The following is a 23,144-nucleotide window of genomic DNA, read 5'->3' as shown; positions in this document are numbered from 1 at the left end:
TGTTAAATAAATCACAGCAAATATATGAAGAAAATTCGACTATCATCCCGAAAGGGGTGAGTTGCGTCTGTTTACCAATCTTCAAATCAAGCACTTAGGCTTTGTAAGCCTGACGGCTATGCCCTTTGGGGACGAGGCATTCGCCTTGTCATATCCGCATTATTCTTCAAGATTATTTGGGGTAGGCACTCAGAATGACATTTAATTTGGACTTTTGGGTTAGCCTCCGTTGCTTCGAAGTAAATTCCCCGGGGATTCATCCGGGGTCTTCTCTGCTCCATGCTTTCACTTCTCATTTTTAACAGATTACTTACCATCAACCAATGAATTCTAACGACTAACAACTATCCACTATTCATTTACCTTCAATCCCTTGTCATAATTAGCATGGGATCACCTATCAGGTTTTGATAAATTGGGCGGTAACGGTTGGTGTCATAAAATTTTTCAACATTAACCTTTTTAATGCTTTCACCTTTTTCGTCTTTTTTTACCGCATCGATGGGAGTGTAACCATACTGACCATCACGAATACATACCATTTGGCCAGAAATACCTTTGGCAATAAGATCAAGCGCAAGATTCCCATAGGCTGTGGGAACAATAGAATCTAGTGCATCAGGCTGCCCTGAACGTACCAGGTAACCCAGCTTCTGGTTGATAATGTTGATTTCTTTGCCATTGTTGAATTTGGGTGAAATCTTTTTAAGCTGACTTCCTACCATTTCTCCAACGCCCCCTAGTTTTTTATGTCCGAAATTATCGGTTTCATGGCTTGCAAAAACTTCTCCGCCACCTATGATGTGTGCACCTTCTGACACTAATAATACAGCATATTTGCTTGGGTTATTGTTTCGATCTTCCACCATCAGAGCTGTGAGGTGTTCCATGTTAAACGGATGTTCGGGAATCACACAGCGGTCGGCTGCTCCCCCTACAGTGGGCAATAACGCTGAAAATCCTGCATTTCGTCCAAATACCTCCAATACCAGAAATCGCTCATGCGAGCCGGCACAGGTACGGAGTTCATGAGTCAACTCTATGGTTCTTGTAACACAGGTGCTGAAACCGATGCAATATTCAGTGCCGGGAACATCGCCGTCCATGGTTTTGGGGATGGCAATTACTTTAATCCCTTCTTTGTGAAGACGGAAGCCATAACTTAAAGTATCGTCTCCGCCTATGGGAATTAAATAATCCAATCCCAGGTATTTGATGTTGGTGAGGGCTTCCTCTGTTAAATCGTTGATTTCGGCCGTGTATTTTCCTTTGAGGTGGTCCGGAATGTCTTTGAGGCTTACCTTGTCGGCTTTTGTTCGGCTGGAGTGCAAAAAGGTACCTCCGGTGCGGCCAATTTTTGTAACAGCTTTTTCGTCCAAATGGAAACAATACTCCTGTTCATCAAATGACTTTGAAGGATCAATTGAAATAATACCTTTCCATCCGTTTTTTATACCAATTACTTTGTATCCTTCTCTAACAGCTCTCAATGTTGTTGCTCTAATGGCCGGGTTTAGTCCCGGAACATCGCCACCACCGGTGAGGATGCCTATGGTTTTTGGATGATTGCCCTTGTTGCTCATGTTTTTTCATTTTAGGGATTATTGATTGAAATGATTGATTTAAAGGGTAGGCTTGTTTTATCTACCTGGCATTCGAAGAATTTGTTTTTTGTCAGAATCGATTATGTTGATCATATTTACCTCAATGTTTTAGCCCATACTTCTTTTTGTAGGAACTGATTATTCAACAATACTCCGTAAAACTTTTACAATTGTTTGCAAGTATGCTTTGATTTAGGCTAATGCGCAGGATTTCAGTATTGTAATATTTGTTTCACATCTCATATCTATCCCGAAGCATCGGGACTAACGATCTATTAATTCAAGTTAGTGGATAAAAAATTAATTATCAAGAAAGTGGTTGATATAATTGAAACTTTTGATGTTTGTTTTATAGGCGGACTTTGCTTACCGGTCCTTCGGAAGTCCTTAATTTGCTTATGAATTGTTAATTAATAGGGTGGGGCTTTTCTATTCTGAAAAAATATTCACAAATTTGCACGACAATAAATCAGCTTGTTATAATGATGAGTTTTTGGCAGTATTTTGCTTTTAATTTATCAGTGAAATGATGTTTTAAACGCTGATTAATGCAGTGAAAGCTTTCGGGGGGAAGGCTTTCAGAGCCTGAAATCTGTTTTTTTTATCCTTTGTGTTGATGCTTGCAAAATTGTAAAGCGTCCAGTCTATGGCGATTTAATGGCCATTACATCAGGTTGCAATAACGAATTAATTGTTTAGAAATCTCATAAATATACTTAGACGATGATCAAAAGTCCACTACAGATTGCGCGGGAAAAATATGTTCCCAAAGTGCCTGTTTCATTAAAAGGCGGAGTAAAAGTTGTTGAAGGAAACAAAACCGAATCGGTTGCTGATCAGGCTGAAATTGCCAAGATGTTCCCCAATACTTATGGGATGCCTGTTTTGTCTTTCGAAGCCTCTGATGAGAAAAAAGACTATCCGGCCATTAATGTCGGGGTTATTTTGTCAGGTGGTCAGGCTCCCGGAGGTCATAACGTTATTTCCGGATTGTTCGACGGGTTGAAAAGTCAGAATAGTGATAGTAAATTGTATGGTTTTCTGGGAGGGCCCAGTGGATTGACTGACAATGAATATCAGGAGCTGACTTCTGATGTTATTGATCACTACCGCAATACCGGAGGGTTTGATATTATTGGTTCAGGACGTACAAAACTTGAAGAAGAAGCTCAGTTCGACCAGACTCTTGAGAACTGCAAGAAATTGGGAATTAGCGCACTTGTTATTATTGGTGGTGATGATTCCAATACCAATGCGGCTGTTTTGGCTGAATACTTCGCAGCTAAAGATGCAGGTGTACAGGTTATCGGTGTTCCTAAAACCATTGATGGTGACTTGAAAACCGATATGATAGAAACATCTTTTGGTTTTGATACTGCCTGTAAAGTTTACAGCGAGCTGATTGGTAATATTCAGCGTGACGCCAACTCTGCTAAAAAATACTACCATTTCATTAAGTTGATGGGACGTTCAGCTTCTCACATTGCTTTGGAATGTGCACTTCAGACGCAGCCTAACGTGGCTATTGTTTCAGAAGAAGTTGAAGCCAAAAATATGACCTTGGATCAGGTTGTGGATCAGATTGTGGATGTGGTTGTGAAACGTGCCGAAAATGACGAGAATTTCGGAACTGTTCTCATTCCTGAAGGCCTGGTTGAGTTCATCCCTGCAATGAAAGCTTTGATTGCCGAACTTAACGATATGCTTGCAAAGTATGAGGATGAGGTGAATGCCCTTGAAAGCAATAAGGAGCGTCGCGAATTTGTAGCCGAAAAACTGTCTGCTGACTCTTCGGATGTATTTACTAAATTGCCTAACAGCTTTGCCAATCAGTTACTCCTTGATCGTGACCCGCACGGAAACGTTCAGGTGTCGATGATTGATACCGAAAAGCTTCTGATTGACATGGTTAAGGCCAAAGTTAAAAAGCTGAAAAAAGAGGGTAAGTTCAATGGTAAATTTAAAGGCCAGGCCCACTTTTTTGGATATGAGGGACGTTGTGCAGCTCCTTCAAACTTTGATGCCGATTATACTTATTCCTTAGGTAATACAGCCGCAGTGCTTATTGCAGATGGAAAAACCGGTTATATGGCGTCTGTTCGTAACCTTACGGCCCCTGCTGAAGAGTGGGTTGCAGGAGGTGTTCCTGTTACCATGCTGATGAATATGGAGCGTCGTCACGGGGCTATGAAGCCGGTTATTCAGAAGGCTCTTGTTAAGCTTGATGACAAGCCATATCAGACTTTGGTTGAAAACCGTACAGCCTGGGCTCAAAATACTCAATATGTTTATCCCGGGCCCATTCAGTATTTCGGGCCAAGCGAAGTTTGTGATCAAACGACCAAAACACTTCAGCTCGAGAAGTAATAAATAGTTTACAAAAGAATATTTTTAATCCGCATTTTGGGAAAAACTCAACTTGCGGATTAAATTTTTTATAAATATTGTTACATTTGTGATGTTCATAGTATTAATGTTTATCACATGTCTGGAATTGTTGCCTTAACAGAGGCCGCTTCAATTGGTTTGCATAGTATGGTTTTAATTGCCCGCTCGGATGAGGTCGTTAATGTTGCCAAAATATCCGAATTTATAGGTAGTTCCCGTCATCATGTTGCCAAAATAATGCAACGACTTTCCAAAAGGGGATTTGTTTCATCCAATCGAGGTCCTTCAGGGGGATTTATCCTGAAAAAACTGCCTAAAGACATCTCTTTGCTTGATATCTATGAAGCCATTGAGGGCCCTCTTGCCGTTCAAACCTGCCCTATGGACAGGGATGTTTGTCCGTTTGGGGAGTGTTTATTAGGTGATCTTTCGCTAAGAATGTCAGGTGAAATTAAAGAATTTCTTGAAGGAAAAACCCTCCAGGATTATTTGTAATACGAACTGGTTAATTGAATGGCCATGCAAGCTGCTATTCCGGCAGTTTCTGTTCTTAATCTGTTTTTCCCAAGAGAGACAGGTTGAAATCCTTTTGACAGGGCAGTTTCAATTTCTTCCTTTGTAAAATCCCCTTCCGGTCCAATTAAAATCAGAACATCTTCATGATTGTCTCTCTTTTGAAGTTCGTTGAAAAGTTCTTTTCTGTCTTTCCCCTCACAGTGGGCAATGAACTTGTATTTTTCCTGGTGGTCTGAGTTCAAAAAATCTTTGATGTCGGTCAGTTCTGTGATGTCAGGCTTCCACAACCTCAGGGATTGTTTAGTAGCAGCAGTTAAAACCCGTTCAAGTCTGGGAATTTTGATTCTTTTTCTTTCAGATTGCTTGCAAAGTAAAGGTGTAATCTTGTCAATACCAATCTCCGTAGATTTTTCAAGAAACCATTCAAATCTGTCATTGCTTTTTGTTGGAGCAATTGCAATATGGCATTTCCCTTCCACAGCTGGTGCTTTTTCTGTGTCTAAAATGGTTAACCTGCAAGTTTTGGAAGAAGTTTCCGCTATTTCACAGTGAAAACGGGACCCTTTGCCGTCAATGACAAATATTTTGTCTCCGGGTTTGTGCCTTAGTACTTTTACGCAGTGTTTTGCTTCTTCCTCATTGAGAAAACCCCCATTGGTTGATATGTCAGGATCGTAAAAAATTTGCATTAGATTTTGTGTTGTTTGGCTGCAAAAATAATTGAAACCCGGTTATTGTAATAATCAATCTCTGCCAATTATTCGAATTAGCCTTTCCAGAGAGCTTACAAGTCTCTATAATTACTCTGTCCGGGAACAAACAGACTGGTGGTGAATTAATTAATTTAAAGTTAGTTGTCAGTAAGATGCAGGTATGTCAGGCTCTTTTAACTTAAACTCACAGGGAAGGGAAAAGTAAAATTTGGAACCTTTATTCACCTCCGAATCTAACCATATATTACCTTTCATCATTGATATCAGGCTTTTGGTAATGGCTAACCCCAAGCCGGTTCCCCCAAATTTTCGTATAGAAGTTTCATCTACTTGTCTGAAACGCTCGAAGATGATGTTCCTGTGCTTTGGAGCAATCCCCTGGCCGGTGTCTTTTACAAAAAACTGAAGGGCACCTTTATCAAGAATGATGTAACCCAGCTCAATGTGTCCCGTTTTTGTGAATTTTATGGCGTTGGTCAGGAGGTTAAGCAAGATCTGGTGTAAGCGGAATGGGTCTGTTTTGATGAAAAAGTTTTTATTTTCACTGCCTTTATGAACGATTATTTCAATGGGTTTTCTGCCTTGAAATATGAGGTTTTCTGAAATATCTTGCAATTCACCCAGTAAAGAGTGAAGATCAAAAGTTTCCTGTTTTATTTTCAGCTGCCCTGATTCTATTTTTGAAATATCGATGATGTCATTTATGATATTCAAAAGATTTTCGCCACTGCTTTTTATAACTTCAAGATATTTTTTTCCTTCTTCAGGGGTAATCATGTCGTTCATTATTAGGTCGGTAAAGCCGAGTATGGCGTTCATGGGGGTGCGGATTTCATGCGACATGTTTGCCAGGAAGGCAGATTTTAACCGGTCACTTTCTTCAGCTCTCTCTTTGGCTTCTTTAAGTTTGTTTTCGAATTCTTTTTGCGATTGAATTTGGGTGATCGTTCCTACCATTCGAACAGGTTCATGATTTTCATCGGTTTCAATGATCTTCCCGTGGATAGAAAACCAAATATAATGACCGGTTTTTGTAAGCATCCGGGCCTCACTGTGAAATAGCGGGGAATGGCCTGTTTTATGCATTTCATAAGCTTCCATCATTTGAGGGAAATCAGAAGGATGGAACAGATTTTCGTAGTTTGTGAATCCAATATTTAATTCATTGGGATTACTATATTTTAGCAGACGCGCAAATCGTTGACTGAGAAAAACGTCATAGTTGGTAAAATCAAGATCCCATAGTCCTTCGTTAGCACCCTCAAGCGCCATTTCAAGCCGGCTTTCACTCTGCTTAAGCTGTTCTTCTGCTATTTTCTTTTGATTGATGACACGAAGTAAAGCCAGGATTGTAATTAGCATAAAAGACAATACAGATGCCACTCCCAGAAGTTCCTGTTTGTATTTCTCAAAAGGATTTTCTGGTTTATTCAGAAGGACTGCTTCTCCTTTTAAACCGGAATAATTCAGCCCCGCTTTATTGAGTTGTTTGTAATCAAATGCCAGGATTTCCCTGTTTTCCGAAAGCCAGGGGGGTACTTGCCGGCCATTGATTAAGTCTTTCATTATTTTGGCTGCTTTTTCACCTTGATCTTTACCCCTGATTACCAACCCTCCGGTAATGAAATCTCCAAACAGAAAATCCCAGTTGCTATATATGGGTACGTAACAGTTGTTCAGTATTAAGGGTGCTTCCTGAAGCATTTCCCTGGGAAAGCCTTCCCGGTCAATGTACAGACTTAACAAATAGATTGCTTTATTTTTTGAACACCTCCTTTTTAAATCCGTTTTTAACTGATCCGGGGTCCTGGCAATTAGAAAGCTGTAGTTGAGGTCGGGATGCGATGAAGCAGCTTTTTTGAATTGATTACTGAAAATTTCACCCGAATTAGTAGAGTCGGATATGACAATGAGTTCTTCTAATTCAGGCTGCAGGGACTTGATAATATTGATAGTACTGTCAATGTTGATTTGTTCTTTGACTCCTTTAAATCTCGTGGTATCCAGATTTTTATATTCAAGGATGCTGTTGTTCCCACAAAAAGCAACCGGAACATCACCCCATATTTTATCTCCGTAATTTAGGAAAAAGTCAAAAGCATTGTTATCACTAATTATTACTCCATCAATAGTAGTGTTACTGTATTTTTGGAGGTAAATACGACTGAGTTGTTTAAGATAGGCTTCATTTTGAAACCTTTTTGAGTCCATGTACTCTACGAAAACACGGTATTCTGATGGATTGGAGAATTCATTTAAAACGCCCCGGGTAATGTCAACGGTCCATTTAAAGGTAGGATGATAGGAGTTTAAAAGAACAATATCCTTAAACTCCTCCTTTTGAGCCCATGATTGGTTTGTGACAATAAGCCATAAAAGAAGAAATGAAAAAATTCTGTTGCTGTATAGCTTGTCTGCCATAAATAGAAGTAAGGATCCCTCAATTATCAATTTAATGGAACTAAAAGTAGGTATTTTTTAGCATTAGTCCAAGCCACTTTTATTCCAATAGACAAACTTGTTCTTTTGTTCGATAGCGAACACCTGGCTGTTTGATTTCGTACACTTTTTTTTTATTGTTTAATTTCTTATTTTTTTGATATAGTTTTGTTTAAAAGTTTTGGTCTGTTTATTGGTACTGGCAATTGAAAATATTTTGTTTTGGAATTAGATATTAAATTGTTAAATAAAACCTATAGGAATGGCCATCGGGCTTTACAGGACGTTAATCTTTTCTTAGAAGAAGGAATGTTCGGATTGTTGGGGCCCAATGGTGCAGGGAAATCTACTTTGATGCGGACCCTGGTGACTTTGCAGGAACCTTCTTCCGGTGAGGTAACTATTGATGGGCTTTCGCTTTCTTCTCACAGGAAGGAAATCCGACAAATATTAGGGTATCTTCCGCAGGATTTTCGCTTCTTCCCAAAACTGAAATCATGGGAATTTTTAGATTATGCAGCTTCTCTTGCAGGTATCAGGAGTAAAAAAGAACGACGCGCCGAGGTTGAGAAAATGCTGCACCAGGTGGGCCTTACCAATGCCAGGGACAGATTTGCCAATAAATTGTCCGGAGGAATGAAAAGACGATTAGGGATTGCACAAGCTCTCATTGGCGACCCAAAGCTTATTATTGTTGATGAACCTACTACCGGCTTAGATCCTGAAGAACGGATAAGGTTCCGCAATATATTGAGTAATCTTAGTCAGCAGGGGGTGATTATCATTTTATCAACCCATATTGTAGCCGATATTTCAAGTACCTGCAGAAATATGGCTTTGTTGGATGAAGGGAAGGTCAAATACCAGGGGGGTCCCGAAAGTTTTATCGATAAAGCCAAAGGGATGGTTTGGAGAGCTAATGTGGGGTTTGATGCATTAAAGGAGGTAAAGGAAAAACACCCGGTTATTACAACCATTCCCTCTGTTGAAGGCTATGAAGTGGAATTGATCGCATCTGATAAACCAACTCCGGATGCAACAATGATTGATCCCGGCCTGGAGCATGCTTATGTTTGTTTTATGGAGAAAGTAGTTGATGCAGAGATGAATGTTTAATTGTATTCACAAAAGAATATATACCAAACCACCAAAAGTCCGAAGGTCCGGCTTTTAAAAAATAAAATGAGTATCCGTTTTTATACCCAACTTGAAAGCAGACCCGCCGAAAAGGACGGCCTTGATCGGTGAGCCAAAAAAACAAGTGAAGATGGCGTTAAAAAATCTTTTCTGTTTGAGCCGATAGGCGAGTTTAAAAGATTTTAGCCATCAAACGCTGTTTTTTTGAGTGAAGCGGTCACAGCCTTGACTTTTTTTGATTACTTTTTTGTGTCAAGACAAAAAAGTAATTGGGGTTTAAGGGGCAAAGCCCCTCTATATTTTCAATTAGGTAAAACCGGATATTCGTTAAAAAATAATTATGAGTCCTTACTCAACTACAACAACAAAACCCAAAAGAAAGAACGTGTTTTCCTCTTTCTTATCTGCATTGTATTATATTTCCAGTGTTGGGAATTTCGAAGCACGCATTCTGTGGCGCAGTTGGCTGTTTCGTGTATTTTCGATCCTGATACTGGCCATTCTTGTTCTGTTTGATTTATTTGGTGTTCTTGGAATTGCAGGGGCAAATGCCTGGCCGGGGCGCAACCTGCCGGGCAATATTGTATACATGAATTTCTTCTTGTTTACCATCGCCCAGGTAATTATTGCCGCTTTTCTGTCTGCTGATTTCCTGGGGCGTGAACGTAAAATGGATACTACCGAAGTTTTTTATACCCGTCCCATGTCCAACTTTCAATATGTTTTGGGTAAGACCTGGGGAGCCATGATGGTTTTTGGGGGACTGAATCTTTTGGTTATTATTCTGTCAATGGTTGTTACATTATTGACCCCTGACACCCCTTTTGCTCTCAGCCCTTTTTTGTTCTTTTTAGTCGTTTACTCTTTGCCGTCACTTATTTTTATTCTTGGTTTTTCATATGTACTGATGGTTTTGGTGCGCAACCAGGCAGTTACTTTTGTACTTGTTTTAGGTTTCGGGGCTACAGTGCTGTTTTATCTGGAAAATATGCATTGGGGGGTGTGGGACTTTATGGGGTTCTTTCTTCCTGTTCATTATTCCGGATTTACCGGATTCAGTGACCTCTATGCCATTCTGGAACAAAGGGGAGGTTATGTTCTTCTTGGATGCACAGGCATTGTATTAACAACTCTCTTTTTACCCCGGTTACCCGGCGGCAAACGACGCTCACCTGCTTTGATCGGTATTGCAGTTCTTTCTTTATTGGTATCGGGCTCTTTTTTTTATGGTATTATTGATGAAGGACGGAATGGACTGGTGTTGAGAGAAGAAATAAGAAATAATGAAGGCGGACTTCCTGATTTGCCTGAAGCTCAAATCGATTCCTGCTTTTTGGATGTAAAACACATCGATAATTCCCTTGATTGCGATGCACATTTGAAAATTTCGCTGTTCTCTGAAACGGATTCCCTGAAGCTGGCTTTGAACTCCGGTTTTAGTGTAACCGCAGTAGCAGTTAACGGGGGAAAGGCTGAATTTGATCATAAATCAGGAATTCTGAACATTGATATTACGGGGGGTCCTGGCAAAATGCATTCTGAAATTACCTGTCGTATTTCATATAGTGGGAGTCCCCTAAATAAGACAATTTATCCTTTTGTAGATGAGGAAAAGCGACAGATGTTAAGTCGTTTTGATCCTTTAGTGGCCAACAAGAAATATGCTTTTGTCGAATCTGAGTTTATATTACTTACTTCTGAGTCAGGATGGTATCCCAAAGTGGCCTGGAAAAACTATCGACAGCAACCCGACTTTACGAATTACAAACTGACTTTCAACTCTGAAAACAACCTGAAGGCTTTTTCTCAGGGAAAATCAGTTGTGGGCGATTCTATGGTTGAATTCATTAACGATCAGCCTCTGAATGCGTTGACGCTTGTTGCCGGCCGGTACTCAAGCTCTGAAATTGTTGTGGATAGTATAAAATACCAATTGGCAACAAATGTTGACAATAACTTAATTGCAAATAATTTTGATCAGGTTGCTGATACAATTCCCTCTTTGATTCGTAATTTGAAAAACCAATATGAAAGACGTTTAAAGCTTGAGTATCCCTTTAGACGCCTGAAAGTTATTGAGGTTCCTGTTCATTTTTATTCATGGCTGCAACCATGGCGAAGTGGGACAGATCATATTCAGCCTGAAATGATTTTATTGCCTGAATATGGTACGGGGAAATGGTTTTTAGATATTAACAGGACCCGGAATGATTTTGAGGAAGAAGCTGAACAGAAGGGTGAAGAGCCTCTTGAAGAGGAAGTTCAGGCCAGAATGTTTGTTACCCTTGCGGGAAATGCATTTTTATTTCCCCGATGGCAATTGTTCCAATCTATCAACGAGCGAAATATGGACGAATGGAACAGGATTCAGGTATATCCCCTGTATTTTTTTCATGCCTATCAAATAAGGGAGAAAGGTTGGCCTGTTTTTCAGATAATGCTGGATGAGGCCATTCGGTCAAAAAGCAGAAAAGAGTTTGGGAATTCCTGGCGTCAGGAAAACGATCAGTATAAAGGGCATCTTGCCCTCAAAAATAAGAGCCTCCATCAATGGCTAAATAATAAAAATGCAGGCGATACTATTGCACGGATATTAAATTTGACCGGCGTTCAGTTTTTTGCTGAAATTTCTTCAGCGTCAGATGAAAAAGATTTTATTGACAGGATGCACTATCCTTTAAAAAATTACGCTTTTCAACGAAGTAGCCCTGCTCAATGGCTGAATGCAATTGAAACACCTGGCGATCCTGAAAAAAAATACAGGGAATTGATTCAAAAAAGCCAGCTCCCGGCATTTAAGTTTGGAACGGTTCAAACCTCAGAACTGAGACAAAAAGGAAAAAGTCAATATATGGTCTCTTTGCCGGTTGACAATGAAGGGTGGTCCGACGGGGTATTGGATATGCAGGTAACCTTTTTGGATTTATCAGAAAACCGGGGACGATCGTTCTCACAATGGATGTATCAGAATGTTGAGAATGAAGAAAATGTTGCTTTAAAAACTTATGTGGTTCCAGCCCGGTCAAAAGTCCGAATTGACATGGTTTATGACGAATTGCCAAGGGAACTTGAAGTTAATACGGGTGTAGCACGTAATATTCCTCCCTTTTACTCATTTACTCTTGAAAATTTCGAATATAAGGGACAGGAAAATATAGAAGAAGGTGTTTTTAACGTAGATTCAATTGTTGAGCGTTCAGATGAGCAAAACACCTTCATAGTGGATAATGAAGACCCCGGCTTTTTAATCGACAGCCGTGATGAAATCAGAACACTCAAAGACTGGTGGATACAGCAAGAAAGTGAGAAGGTTAAGGATTATGTCCGTTTTCGGCATTGGAGTCCTCAGCCTGTTTGGATTTCCTCTCTTGGTGATAAGTATTTTGGTGAATACCTAAGGTCTGCATCTCTAAAAGCATCAGGGAACGGGGAGGATCGTGCCAGATGGACAGGTCGTATTTCGGAATCGGGGAGTTACGAGGTTCAGGTTTATATTCCTGTTAACCTGGATGTAGGTTGGAGAAACCGAAATTCTAAAGGAAGTTTTAAATATACGGTTTTTCATGCTAACGGAAAGGACGAAGTGGATACACCACCTGTCAGGGAGCGCAATGGCTGGGTTTCTTTAGGACGGTTTTATTTAGATGAAGGAGATGCCGTTGTTGAATTGTCTGATAAATCGGATTTCCCTTATGTGGTGGCCGATGCCGTAAAATGGATTAAGAACTAATGATTTAACTATCAATACTCCGTTATCCCGATGGTTCGGGATTGTAAGAGTCTGTAATTAAAGTTTTAGAATTATGCTTATGATTGCTTTAAAGCCCCGTTTATTAGTATTATATGGTTTGTCTTAAATCTTGTATCTAAAAATATAACGATCTATTGAACTATGAGTTTTGTGCGAAAAATTACTGTTAATCTTTTTCTGCTAATGTTTTTAGCGGTTTTTTCAGTTTCTGAGAGCTGGTCTCAGCAAGTTCTGAATCTTGAAAAAGCACTGGAATATGCCAGGCAGGAAAGTCCGGAAATAAAAAAGGCAAGATTAAACCTGGAGCAAAGCAGGGAAAATCTTATAGCCCGAAGAGCTTCGTTGAAGTCCGGTTTTCGGTTAAATCTAACGCCTATAGAGTATGGTCATAACCGGCAATACAATGATCCGTTGTCAGAATGGTATACCACCGAAAGTCTTAACAGTTACGGCACATTCAGCGTTCAGCAACCCATTGTTATGACTGATGGGGTGTTGACACTAAGCAACAGCTTAAGATACCAGGATTCCCAAAGTAACAGTTCCTTCAGTGGCGATCCGTTTAAGGGGTTTAGTAACAGGATCTCTCTCAATTTAGATCAGCCTTTGTTTACTTACAATCGCACAAAACTTGAATTAAAAGAGCTGGAGTATCGTTTGGAGAATTCAAAAATCGGTTACGCACTACAGGAACTTAGCCTTGAACGTCAGGTATCTCAGGCTTTTTACCAGGTTTATGAAGCCCAGATGACTTTAAATACGGCAAGGGAAGAATTTGAAAACCGCTCCCAAAGTGTGGCGATAATTCGAAATAAGGTTGAAGCCGGGCTGGTGGCAAAAGAGGAGCTGTTGCAGGCTGAACTTGATTTGATGACCAGCCGGTCGAATTATCAGAATCAGGAAGTGGATTTAGCCAATCTAAAAGATCAGTTTAAGCAAATGCTTGGTATGCCCCTCGAAGAAGAGGTGCTGTTGTTGGGAGAAGTAAACGTTCTACCTGTTGACATTGAGTTGCAGAAAGCCATGAAGCTGGCCGTTGATAACCGCCTTGAAATACGCCAACGAAAAATTGACATTGAAACAGGGCAGTTTGAGTTGGTTCGTACCAATGCGATGAATGAGTTTAAAGGAAATATTGGCATTTCAGTTGGATTGTTTGGCGAGAATGAAGAATTTACCGGAGTTTTTGACAAACCTACAGATAACCAGAATATTGGTTTTTCTTTGGAAATCCCGCTTTGGGATTGGGGAGAGAAAAAAGCACGCATGCGTGCGGCCAAAGCTGCACAGAAAATAAGGGAAATAAATCTCGATGATGAAAAAATCAATATCTCACTTACCATACGTCAGGTTCACAGGAGTTTGAAAAACCTTCTTACCCAGATTGATATTGCCCAAAAAAATCTTGAAAATGCCCGACTGACTTATGAAATCAATCTTGAAAAATATAAAAACGGAGACCTGACAAGTATGGATCTTAATCTATATCAAAATCAGCTGACTCAGAAAAAAACATCACTCACAAGAGCCAGAATAAACTATATGCTGGAGTTGTTGAATATGAAAATTCAGACACTTTATGATTTTGAAAATCAAATGAGTATAGTGCCTGATATGAGTGAATATTAATGAAATATAATAAATATCTATATACCATGAGACTATCCGCCATTGCAATTTTAATGACACTGGTTTTTTGCGCCTGTGGCAACAGAAACCAGCGTTTTAATATGGATGTTGCCGTTGATGTAACGGTTCAAAAGCTTTCTCCCCAATCTATTCAGGAAATGGTAACCGTAACCGGGGATTTGATGCCTGCAGGTTCTGTTGTTCTGAAAAGTGAAATGCCCGGAGAGTATTATTTGCAGCGAAACCCGCAAACCGGTGAGTTATTTAAAATGGGTGATAAGGTACGAAAAGGAGCAGTCATTATTAAACTGGAGGATAAGGCTTATCGGAATACCACCAACATTGAAGGAGAACGTCTCAACCTGGAAATTTCTGAGCAGGAATATGTGAAGCAGAATGCATTATATGAAAAAGGGGGGGTAACTAAAAGGGAGCTGGTAAATGCCGAGCGCAATCTGGTTTCCGCCCGTAAAAACTACGAAAACGCCCAGATCAATCTTGATAAAATGTCAGTAGAAGCCCCAATTGATGGTGTGATTACTTCACTTCCATATTATTCTCAAGGAGTGCGGGTTGATCAGGGTGCCGAAATGATTGGTATAATGAACTATCAGCAACTGGTTTTGGATGTAACGCTTCCGGCCAGTTCTTTTGGCAGAGTAGAACCGGGGCAAAGGAGCTTGATTACCAATTACTCATCTTCTGAGGATACCATTCAGGGCGAAGTGACACAGCTTTCACCTGCATTGGATGTGAGTACCCGATCGTATAAGGGTCGTATAGGAATAGGAAATGAGAAGGGAATATTAAGACCCGGGATGTTTGTGAATGCCGCTATTGTCGTGGAACAAAATGACAGTGTTTTAGCTGTTCCTCCCGAGGTTGTTCTTTCACAGATGGGCGGGAAGTTTGTCTATGTGGTTGATAAAGAAACGGCACGTAAGCGAATTGTTCAAACCGGCCTTGAAGGAAGGGATAGAATTGAAATTGTGGATGGCTTAAAGCCGGGAGAACAAGTGGTTGTTGAAGGTTTTGAGACTTTGCGTGACGGATCGAAAGTGAACATTGAAAATGAGGTTAGAATTACCCTATAGTGAAAAAGAACTAAAATGAGAAGTTTACCCCGTTTTTCAATAAAGAACCCTGTAACAGTATCCATGATTGTATTGGCTGTATTGCTGCTTGGGTTCATCTCCTTTTCCCGTCTTGGCACTAATCTGATGCCTGAGATTGAGAATCCGCAGTTGTTTGTGGATATTGATGCCGGTGAGCGGCCTCCGGCTGAAATTGAGAAGCAATTGGTGGAACCCATTGAGGCCTTGGTTGTTCGCCAGAAAGGTGTTGTTAATGTGCAATCAAGGATTATGTCCGGTCGTGGACAAATCACCATTTCATATGCCTGGGAAAATGATATGGATCAGGCTTTTCTGGAGCTCCAAAAGGTGCTTTCCCCTTATTCTACGCGCGATGATGTTGAGGAACTGCAGATTTCCCGGTTTAATCCCAATGCTGATCCTGTCATTCAGATGGCGCTTTCAGATTCATTAAGTGGAAATCTGAATCAGTTGAGATTGCTGGTTGAAAACAATTTACGGCCAGATTTAGTGCGGCTTGAAGGTGTTGCAGATGTTGCTCTGGCGGGCGAGCGCGAACAAATAATAGAGGTCCTTACCGAGCCGGAATTACTGCAGGCTTATGGTGTTACCCTGTCTCAGGTGGTAAACAAAATCAATAGCTTTAACCAAAATGTAAGCGGTGGTTATATTGAAGAAAAAGGCCAGCGGTTTGTGGTCAGAGGTACAAGTGTCATTTCACAGGCATCCGATCTTGAAGAGTTGGTAATAAAAATGGCGGGGTATGATGCAAATACAGGGAATCCCGGAAGTCCCGTTCTTTTGCGTGATCTGGCCGGGGTGAACATTATTGAGGGGCGGCCATCAAGTATTGTGCGAATTGACGGACAAGATTGCCTTGGGCTTTATGTGTACAAAGAAAACCGGTATAATACCGTTGAAATGACCGGAAAGGTCTTTGGGGTGATGGAGGATTTTCAGAAAAACCATCCCGGTATAAAGATGGAGGTTGTTGAAAACCAGGGAGACTTTATAGAAACTTCTATAGCGGAAGTTAGTGACAGTGCTTTGATCGGGATTTTTATCGCTGTGGTCGTTCTCTTTCTTTTTCTGCGTAACTGGGGCGCTACCATGGTGGTTAGTATTGCCATCCCACTCTCTGTTGTGGCCACTTTCGGATTGATGTACTTCAACGATTTAACACTGAATTTGATGACCCTCGGAGGTCTTGCTTTAGGAGCAGGAATGCTGGTGGATAATGCCATTATTGTATTGGAAAACATTTATCGCCTTTTGGAGCAGGGAAAGTCTGCCCGGGAAGCTGCAATTGAGGGAGCCGGCAGTGTGGGAGGAGCCATTCTTGCCTCCACCTTAACTACAGTTGTGGTATTTCTGCCAATCGTTTATTTGCAGGGTATTTCAGGTGAGTTTTTCAAAGATCAGGCCTGGACAGTGGCTTTCAGTCTTTTTTGCTCCCTTGGTGTTGCACTGATGGTAGTGCCCCTTTTAAGTACCAGGCTGATTAAGCGAAAACAAAAACCGGCTTCAGAAAGTCCCCGGAATCATGGTTTCTATCAAAATTTTCTGGAAAAAGCATTAAACAGAAAAGGGGTGGTTCTATTGTTTGCTTTGGTGCTTATGGGAGGCAGTTACATGTTAATCCCCCTGGTGGGATCTTCATTTCTTCCCGAAGCATCATCTGATGAACTTGAGATCGAGGTCACATTGCCCCCGGGAACCAGGCTTGAAAGAACCGACAAGACCCTGAACGCTATGGAGAAATCCATTCGACGTCTTTTGCCTGCGGATGCTCTCAGGTGGGTATATGCACATTCCGGACCCTCTGTTACTGAGTCAGGACAGTCTTTTTCACGCGGGGAGAATGAAGGGTTTCTGAAAATTGCTTTTTCAAATTTTTCCAGCTCTCTTTCCCGTCAGACCATAGCCGGTTTGGACCGTTTGTTTGACAATGTCCCCGGACTTGAACTTCATTTCCAACATACAGAGCCTGCCCTTAAAGTCCTGGTTCGGGATGAAAATGCACCTTTTGTTTTGGAAATAAGAGGAGCAGACATGGATGTATTGAAAACAACTACTTCAGAAATTGCAGGGGTTCTTAGTCATGATCCGGATTTGTTGAATGTATATACGTCTTTTGAAGAGGAAGCCCCTGAAGTAGACATTCGCATTGATCGTTTGAAGGCTGGAATGTTGGGACTCGATATCCCGGGAATTATTTCCCAGGTTGAGGCTGTGTTGAAAGAGCAGGAAGCTGGGTCTTTGGAGAAAGGTGGAAGCCGGACCGATATCAAAGTTTCCAATGAGAAACTGAATATCAGTGATTTGAAAAATCTCAAAATCATAGATGGGGACAAGAAGTACAGGTTGAATGAACTTGCCACAATACTGGTAGGCTATGAGCCTGGCCAAATTCTGAGGAACAATCAGATGCGTGTCGGGAAAATTTATGCCGGAGTTTCCGGTGAAAAACCTTATGATAAAATAGTGGATCAGGTTGAAGAGAAAGTGGCTTCAATGGCCATTCCGCCAGGTTACCGGGTATTGGTTACCGGAGATGAACAGCGCCGGAAGGAATCATTTTCTCAGCTGATGTTTGCACTCATTCTTTCTGTGGTTTTGGTATATATGGTTATGGCAGCTCAGTTTGAATCTCTGATTCATCCCTTCACCATTCTTCTTACAATCCCGTTGGCCGGAGTTGGAACCATTATCACCTTCTGGATTCTGGGTATTTCTTTTAATGTTATGGCCTTCATCGGTGTGGTTATGCTGGGAGGTATTGCGGTTAATGATTCTATAATTTTAGTGGATGCTATTAATCAATACAAGCTTGCCGGTTTGCCCCTCAGACAATCAGTTATTCAGGCAGCCGGAGACAGGTTGAGACCTATTTTAATGACCTCTCTTACAACAATGCTGGCCCTATTCCCATTGGCTTTGTCAATCGGGCGCAGTGCCTCTTTAAGATCGCCTCTGGCCATAGCTGTAATTGCCGGTCTTTTTACTTCTACAATACTAACATTGCTGGTTATTCCTTGTGTTTATGAATTGTTCGATCGTAGCGGACGTAAACTAAACAATGCTTCATGAAACAATTGATTAACAGAAAAGTATTTGTGAGCATGCTGTTTGTTGCCCTTACTATGTTAGGGGTGATTAGTTATCGTTCATTATCAGTAGAGTTAATTCCGGCAATGGAACTGCCTGTCTTGTTTATCAGGGTTATGGCTCCTGTTGAGCGTGATCTTCAATTTGTGGAAAGAGAGGCAATTATTCCTCTTGAGGGAGCTGCGGGAAGACTTGACAAGGTAGAAAAGATAGAATCACGAGTGATGCCGGATGGAGGCATGGTTTCGGTTTACTTTGCCCAACAGGCTGATATGCGCTACAGCTATCTGAAGCTTACTGAGCAGGTGGATGCTGTTCGTAATCGTTTGCCTGAAGGTTTCATGACAGAAGTAGTCAGGGTGGATCTGGAACAAATCAACACCGAATTTATGCAAATTCAGGTGTTGGGAGAGGGCGGGGCCGATCGTATAAGAACATTACTGGAACAGGAGGTTAATGACCGGTTTATGGCGGTTGATGGCATTGCATCGGTTCAGGTTTTTGGAGGGCGGCAGAAAACAATCAGCGTAACCCTTGATCGTCTGGAGATGGAAAGTCATGGATTGACCATGAATGATGTGCGGCAAAGAATAAGAGCCGGTCAACAAGTCAAAACTTTTGTAGGTGAAATTCAGGATAACGGAACGCGTTTTTATGTCAATACCGGTGCTGAATATCTTTCTCCATCAGATATTGGGGATATTGTAATAAAGGAGGAGGGGCCTCTTCTGCTTTCCGATTTAGGTAAAATCACTTATGGACTTCAGGAGCCGGATTCTTACAGCCGTGTAAATGGTAAAGATGTGGTGACCTTGTCTCTCGTAAGGGAATCTCAGGTAAATCTTATAGAGCTTTCAAATAAGGTAAAAACCGAATTGGCTTCTATTAATGAGGATTTTGCACCAAAGGGAATATCTCTTGAGATTCAGTCCAACAGCGCCGAGGAGATTGAAGAAAATATTGATCAAATCATCAATTTGGCTTTAATAGGAGGGCTTTTGGCCATATTTATTTTATGGGTGTTTTTGGAAAACCTCCCTCTGGTTACGGTAGTAATGGTAGCCATGCCTGTTTCTGTGTTTGGAGCCTTTAATTTCTTTTATGCTGCGGGTATTACCATAAATATGCTTACACTTATTGGCCTGGCACTTGCTTTGGGCATGCTGATCGACAATGGGGTAGTGGTCATGGAGAATATATACCGCATGGCTGGGAGGGAGAAAAATCCTGAAGACATGGTGGTTAAAGGAACTTCTCAGATATGGCGCTCTGTGGCTGCTGCCACATTTACCACAATCGTGGTATTCCTTCCTTTTGTTTTTGCTTCCAACCAGATATTAAGTGAAGTGGCCAGGCATGTAAGTGTTTCTATCATTTCTACATTACTGGTGTCTCTTTTGGTAGCCCTGATATTGATCCCAACGATCGTTAATTTTATTCTCAAAAGACAGAAAGGACAAAGTTGGAGGTTGTCCAGATTGCCTTTGCATAACCATTTTGTTCAGATTTATATTCAATTATTAAAAGCGGGTTTGAGAAGTCCTGCACGTCTTGTGCTTGGTGGTTTGGCCCTTTTCTTCGTAGTGGCTTTTGTAAGCTTCACCTTCAGTATTGCCGGAAACAAGCCTGTGGAAAGATCACAGATTGAAGTGAATGTTGACATGAGTGAGGGTTCTACCCTCCAACGGACAGATGAGGTGGTTCACCAGATGGAAGAAAAGGTTGAGGAATTGGATTTGCCGCTGGATCTTATTAGCAAGATATATTCTGACAGAGCTGTGTTGACCATCGATGTGGATAAAGATTCACTGGAGTTTCGGAACCTGAAGTTTTCTGAGGTTAAATCAAAAGTAGAGAAAGAGTTGGTGGTAAGACAGCACGGTGTAGCCGTTACTTTTGATGTCAGGTCCTCCGGTTCAGGTGGATTTGGAGGAGGAGGTGGTGCCTTTTCTATGCTAGGACTTGCCGGCGAAGAACGCAAGGTTGTGGTTGAAGGAGAAAACTTTCAGGATATGGTGCGAACAGCTCATCGCATTGTTGAACTCATGAAGGAAAATCTGACCGGCATTGACGGTGCATGGGTTCAGGGAAACTGGGAGAGGCCTGAGGTAATGCTTGATTTAGACCCCTATTGGATGGGACTTAACGGCGTTGAACCGGCACAGGTAGTTTCGCAGTTAACCACACTGTCACCGCAAGTTGAGTCGGGAGGAACTTTTAAAGCCGATAATCAGGAATATAAAATAATGCTGGCTTTTGAGGATGCCCTCACAGATTCTACACAGGAGAGAAAGGCTACAGATCTGAAGGCACTTTCAGAAACAAAAATCAGGACAGGAACGGGAGAAAAGGTCCGGTTGGAGTCTTTTGCCAATTTAGCCCTGAGAAGTAGTGAGGCACAATATAATCGGGTTAATCAGGAGAAACAGCTGGTTGTAAGGTTTAATCTCAAAGAAGAGGTTGAGGGTTCCAGGGAACTTGAGGAGATTGCTCTTAAGGAGATCGAGGAGTTATTACTTGCAGCGGTTACACCAGAAGGGGTTAACGTATCCCTGGAGCGGGATGATAAAACTGAAGAATATTATTTTTTGGCAGGGATGGCCATTTTGTTGATTTTTATGATTCTGGCATCCGTATTTGAGTCATTTACGGCACCGGTTGTTATGCTGTTTACCATTCCACTGGCTGCCATAGGATCAATGTTGGCATTGCTCCTGACAGGTAATTCTTTATTGAGTTTTAATTCTTTTATCGGATTTTTAATTCTTTTGGGAGTGGTTGTCAATAATGGTATCATTTTGATCGATTATGCCATGCAGATGAGGCGTTCCGGTACTTCTGCAGTAAGGGCTTATATGGAAGCGGGGATGGCCAGATTAAGACCTATCTTGATTACTGCCACCACTACCATTGTGGCAATGCTTCCGCTAAGTCTTGGCGAAGGAGAATACGTTGGTGCTCTTGGAGCTCCATTTGCAATTACTGTAATAGGAGGACTTTGTTTTAGTTCAATCCTTACTTTGGTCTTTGTTCCGGCATTCGGGCTTGGCCTTGAGCAATCCCTGAACTGGATCAGGTCAGTAAAACAACCCCTGAAGGTATTGATGATTGCTCTTTGGGTTGCCGCTTTTGGGTGGATTTGGTGGGGAGCCGATTGGTCTGTTTTGTGGCAAATGATTGCTACTATTGTTGTGGTGGCAGGCATTCCATGGAGCATTTGGTTTGCGCTTAACAGCCTGAAGAGGGCCAACAGCAAATTAATACCTGATAATAAAGAAATCAGTATCCATATACGCAACATCGTCAAAGTTTATGGCAGAGCCAATCGTTTTAAAAGAGAATGGAAGCAGAGAAACAAATTGAGAAAGAAGCTTCTTGAAGAACCTCTGAGCGTGCGAAGTTTGAAAGCCGGCCTGATATGGCAGATTCCATTGCTGTTGTTCTTTACCTGGTTTTCATTGTTCTATCTGGATTCTGGTTTTTGGCAACTGGTGTTTTGGGTTGTATTTTATTTCTTCATTTCCGGTTATGCCACTTATTATCATAATAGATGGCTGATGTCATTTTATGATGAAAGGAAATGGTTTAACCGTTCCTGGGTTATCAATATTTCCAGAAAAGTCTGGCATATTGGATATCCGGTTCTTTTGTTGTTGTTCATGCTGCAGGATTGGAAAAGTAAAGGAGGAGCCATTACCATTTTTGTTCTGTGGATATTGGTCATGAATGTTGCAGTTGTGGCTAAGAGAACACGATCCAATCAACTTGATCCCTCAAATCTGAACGGTTGGTTTAAAGGTATTCGACGTCTTTTTATTAGGGGAGTAATGCTGTTTCCTTTTGCCAAACCGGCCAAAGAACCTTTTAAAGCCGTGAAGGGTGTTTCTCTTCAGTTATCCAGTGGAATGATAGGTCTGTTAGGTCCCAATGGAGCAGGCAAAACAACCATTATGCGTACACTCTGCGGTATTTTGGATCAGAGTTACGGCAAGATTTTTATAAATGGGATTGATACTGCCCATAACAGAGAAGAATTACAGGGACTCATAGGTTATCTGCCTCAGGAATTTGGCACGTATGAAAATATGACTGCCTGGGATTTCCTGAATTATCAGGCTATATTAAAAAGCCTTCTGATTAAAGAAGAGCGTGAAGATCGCGTTGAATATGTATTGAAATCGGTTCATATGTGGGAACGCCGTCACCATAAAATCGGAGCTTATTCAGGAGGGATGAAGCAACGCATTGGTATTGCAATGATTCTTTTGCACCTGCCGAGAATTCTGGTGGTTGACGAACCTACAGCCGGACTGGATCCGCGTGAACGTATTCGTTTTCGTAACTTACTGGTTGAACTTAGCCGTGAGCGGGTGGTGGTGTTCTCTACACATATTATTGAAGATATTTCCAGTTCCTGCAACCAGGTGGCTGTTATGTCGACCGGTGAATTACGTTATTGGGGGGAGCCACGCAATATGATGTCTATTGCCGATGGCAAAGTATGGCAGGTTGAGGTTAATGCTGATGAGGTTGAAGAGATGACAACGAAATTTACTGTTATACACCATATGAACCAGGGGGATAAGGTAAGGTTGCGGTGCTTGTCTTCCGAAAAACCCGATGATAGAGCTATTCAGGTAAAAGCGGTATTGGAAGATTCCTATCTGTGGCTGCTAAAAAATAATGATAATGGGGAGGCATAAACCTGCAAACGCATACTTACAATACTGTCTATTATTACAAAAGATGGATTTCAAATCCGCTC

General features: G+C 41.3%; 11 protein-coding genes. 8 read left to right on the top strand and 3 right to left on the bottom strand.

All coding sequences use genetic code 11. The features are described from left to right. Positions 1–365 precede the first annotated feature (365 nt). A complete protein-coding gene (locus tag DDZ16_RS19785) occupies positions 366–1,583 on the bottom strand; it encodes a 6-phosphofructokinase (protein WP_109266218.1) in 1,218 nt (405 codons plus the stop codon). Positions 1,584–2,327: 744 nt separating this feature from the next. Between DDZ16_RS19785 and DDZ16_RS19780 the strand changes: the two genes are divergently transcribed. Together DDZ16_RS19780 and DDZ16_RS19775 are read left to right on the top strand one after the other, a co-directional pair. Beyond that, positions 2,328–3,971 (top strand): diphosphate--fructose-6-phosphate 1-phosphotransferase, encoded by a 1,644-nt coding sequence (locus tag DDZ16_RS19780; RefSeq protein WP_109266217.1) that lies wholly within the window; start codon positions 2,328–2,330, stop codon positions 3,969–3,971. Positions 3,972–4,088: 117 nt separating this feature from the next. Beyond that, positions 4,089–4,487 carry an RrF2 family transcriptional regulator gene (locus DDZ16_RS19775; RefSeq protein WP_109266216.1) on the top strand — a complete coding sequence of 133 codons (399 nt, stop codon included), beginning with the start codon at positions 4,089–4,091 and terminating at the stop codon, positions 4,485–4,487. On the opposite strand, the gene DDZ16_RS19770 is transcribed toward DDZ16_RS19775, so the two are convergent. Both DDZ16_RS19770 and DDZ16_RS19765 read right to left on the bottom strand, forming a co-directional pair. Continuing rightward, the gene (locus DDZ16_RS19770; RefSeq protein ID WP_109266215.1) at positions 4,478–5,197 is read right to left on the bottom strand and encodes a 16S rRNA (uracil(1498)-N(3))-methyltransferase; all 720 of its coding nucleotides are present in this window, start codon (positions 5,195–5,197) and stop codon (positions 4,478–4,480) included. The genes DDZ16_RS19775 and DDZ16_RS19770 overlap by 10 nt on opposite strands. A 168-nt stretch (positions 5,198–5,365) precedes the next feature. Beyond that, entirely contained in the window at positions 5,366–7,642 is a 2,277-nt protein-coding gene (locus tag DDZ16_RS19765) for a sensor histidine kinase (RefSeq protein WP_109266214.1), read from the bottom strand. A 240-nt stretch (positions 7,643–7,882) separates the two neighbouring features. On the opposite strand from DDZ16_RS19765, the gene DDZ16_RS19760 reads away from it, so the two are divergent. From DDZ16_RS19760 to DDZ16_RS19735, 6 genes are all read left to right on the top strand, one after another. Further along, positions 7,883–8,776 (top strand): ABC transporter ATP-binding protein, encoded by an 894-nt coding sequence (locus DDZ16_RS19760; protein WP_109266213.1) that lies wholly within the window; start codon positions 7,883–7,885, stop codon positions 8,774–8,776. A gap of 361 nt (positions 8,777–9,137) precedes the next feature. Then, positions 9,138–12,527, top strand: a complete 3,390-nt coding sequence (locus DDZ16_RS19755; protein WP_109266212.1) for a golvesin C-terminal-like domain-containing protein — start codon at positions 9,138–9,140, stop codon at positions 12,525–12,527. Between the two features lie 162 nt (positions 12,528–12,689). Continuing rightward, positions 12,690–14,177 carry a TolC family protein gene (locus DDZ16_RS19750; protein ID WP_109266211.1) on the top strand — a complete coding sequence of 496 codons (1,488 nt, stop codon included), beginning with the start codon at positions 12,690–12,692 and terminating at the stop codon, positions 14,175–14,177. A 26-nt stretch (positions 14,178–14,203) separates the two neighbouring features. After that, positions 14,204–15,271, top strand: coding sequence for an efflux RND transporter periplasmic adaptor subunit (locus DDZ16_RS19745; RefSeq protein WP_109266220.1), 1,068 nt, complete (start codon positions 14,204–14,206; stop codon positions 15,269–15,271). 15 nt (positions 15,272–15,286) lie between these two features. Then, positions 15,287–18,361: an efflux RND transporter permease subunit gene (locus DDZ16_RS19740; RefSeq protein ID WP_109266210.1), complete on the top strand. Its 3,075-nt coding sequence runs from the start codon at positions 15,287–15,289 to the stop codon at positions 18,359–18,361. Continuing rightward, positions 18,358–23,082 (top strand): efflux RND transporter permease subunit, encoded by a 4,725-nt coding sequence (locus tag DDZ16_RS19735; protein WP_109266209.1) that lies wholly within the window; start codon positions 18,358–18,360, stop codon positions 23,080–23,082. Before DDZ16_RS19740 ends, DDZ16_RS19735 begins: the two co-directional genes overlap by 4 nt. Positions 23,083–23,144 lie beyond the last annotated feature (62 nt).

Origin of the sequence: Marinilabilia rubra (assembly GCF_003121985.1) — a bacterium.
GTDB classification, from domain to species: Bacteria; Bacteroidota; Bacteroidia; order Bacteroidales; family Marinilabiliaceae; genus Marinilabilia; species Marinilabilia rubra.
This window is presented reverse-complemented; position numbering and strand designations above follow the sequence as displayed.

Coding starts and splice junctions, on each gene's coding strand:
- DDZ16_RS19780 (WP_109266217.1), top strand. CDS start 2,328: ATGATCAAAAGTCCACTACAGATTGCGCGGGAAAAATATGTTCCCAAA.
- DDZ16_RS19765 (WP_109266214.1), bottom strand. CDS start 7,642: ATGGCAGACAAGCTATACAGCAACAGAATTTTTTCATTTCTTCTTTTA.
- DDZ16_RS19745 (WP_109266220.1), top strand. CDS start 14,204: ATGAGACTATCCGCCATTGCAATTTTAATGACACTGGTTTTTTGCGCC.
- DDZ16_RS19770 (WP_109266215.1), bottom strand. CDS start 5,197: ATGCAAATTTTTTACGATCCTGACATATCAACCAATGGGGGTTTTCTC.
- DDZ16_RS19755 (WP_109266212.1), top strand. CDS start 9,138: ATGAGTCCTTACTCAACTACAACAACAAAACCCAAAAGAAAGAACGTG.
- DDZ16_RS19735 (WP_109266209.1), top strand. CDS start 18,358: ATGAAACAATTGATTAACAGAAAAGTATTTGTGAGCATGCTGTTTGTT.
- DDZ16_RS19775 (WP_109266216.1), top strand. CDS start 4,089: ATGTCTGGAATTGTTGCCTTAACAGAGGCCGCTTCAATTGGTTTGCAT.
- DDZ16_RS19785 (WP_109266218.1), bottom strand. CDS start 1,583: ATGAGCAACAAGGGCAATCATCCAAAAACCATAGGCATCCTCACCGGT.
- DDZ16_RS19740 (WP_109266210.1), top strand. CDS start 15,287: ATGAGAAGTTTACCCCGTTTTTCAATAAAGAACCCTGTAACAGTATCC.
- DDZ16_RS19750 (WP_109266211.1), top strand. CDS start 12,690: ATGAGTTTTGTGCGAAAAATTACTGTTAATCTTTTTCTGCTAATGTTT.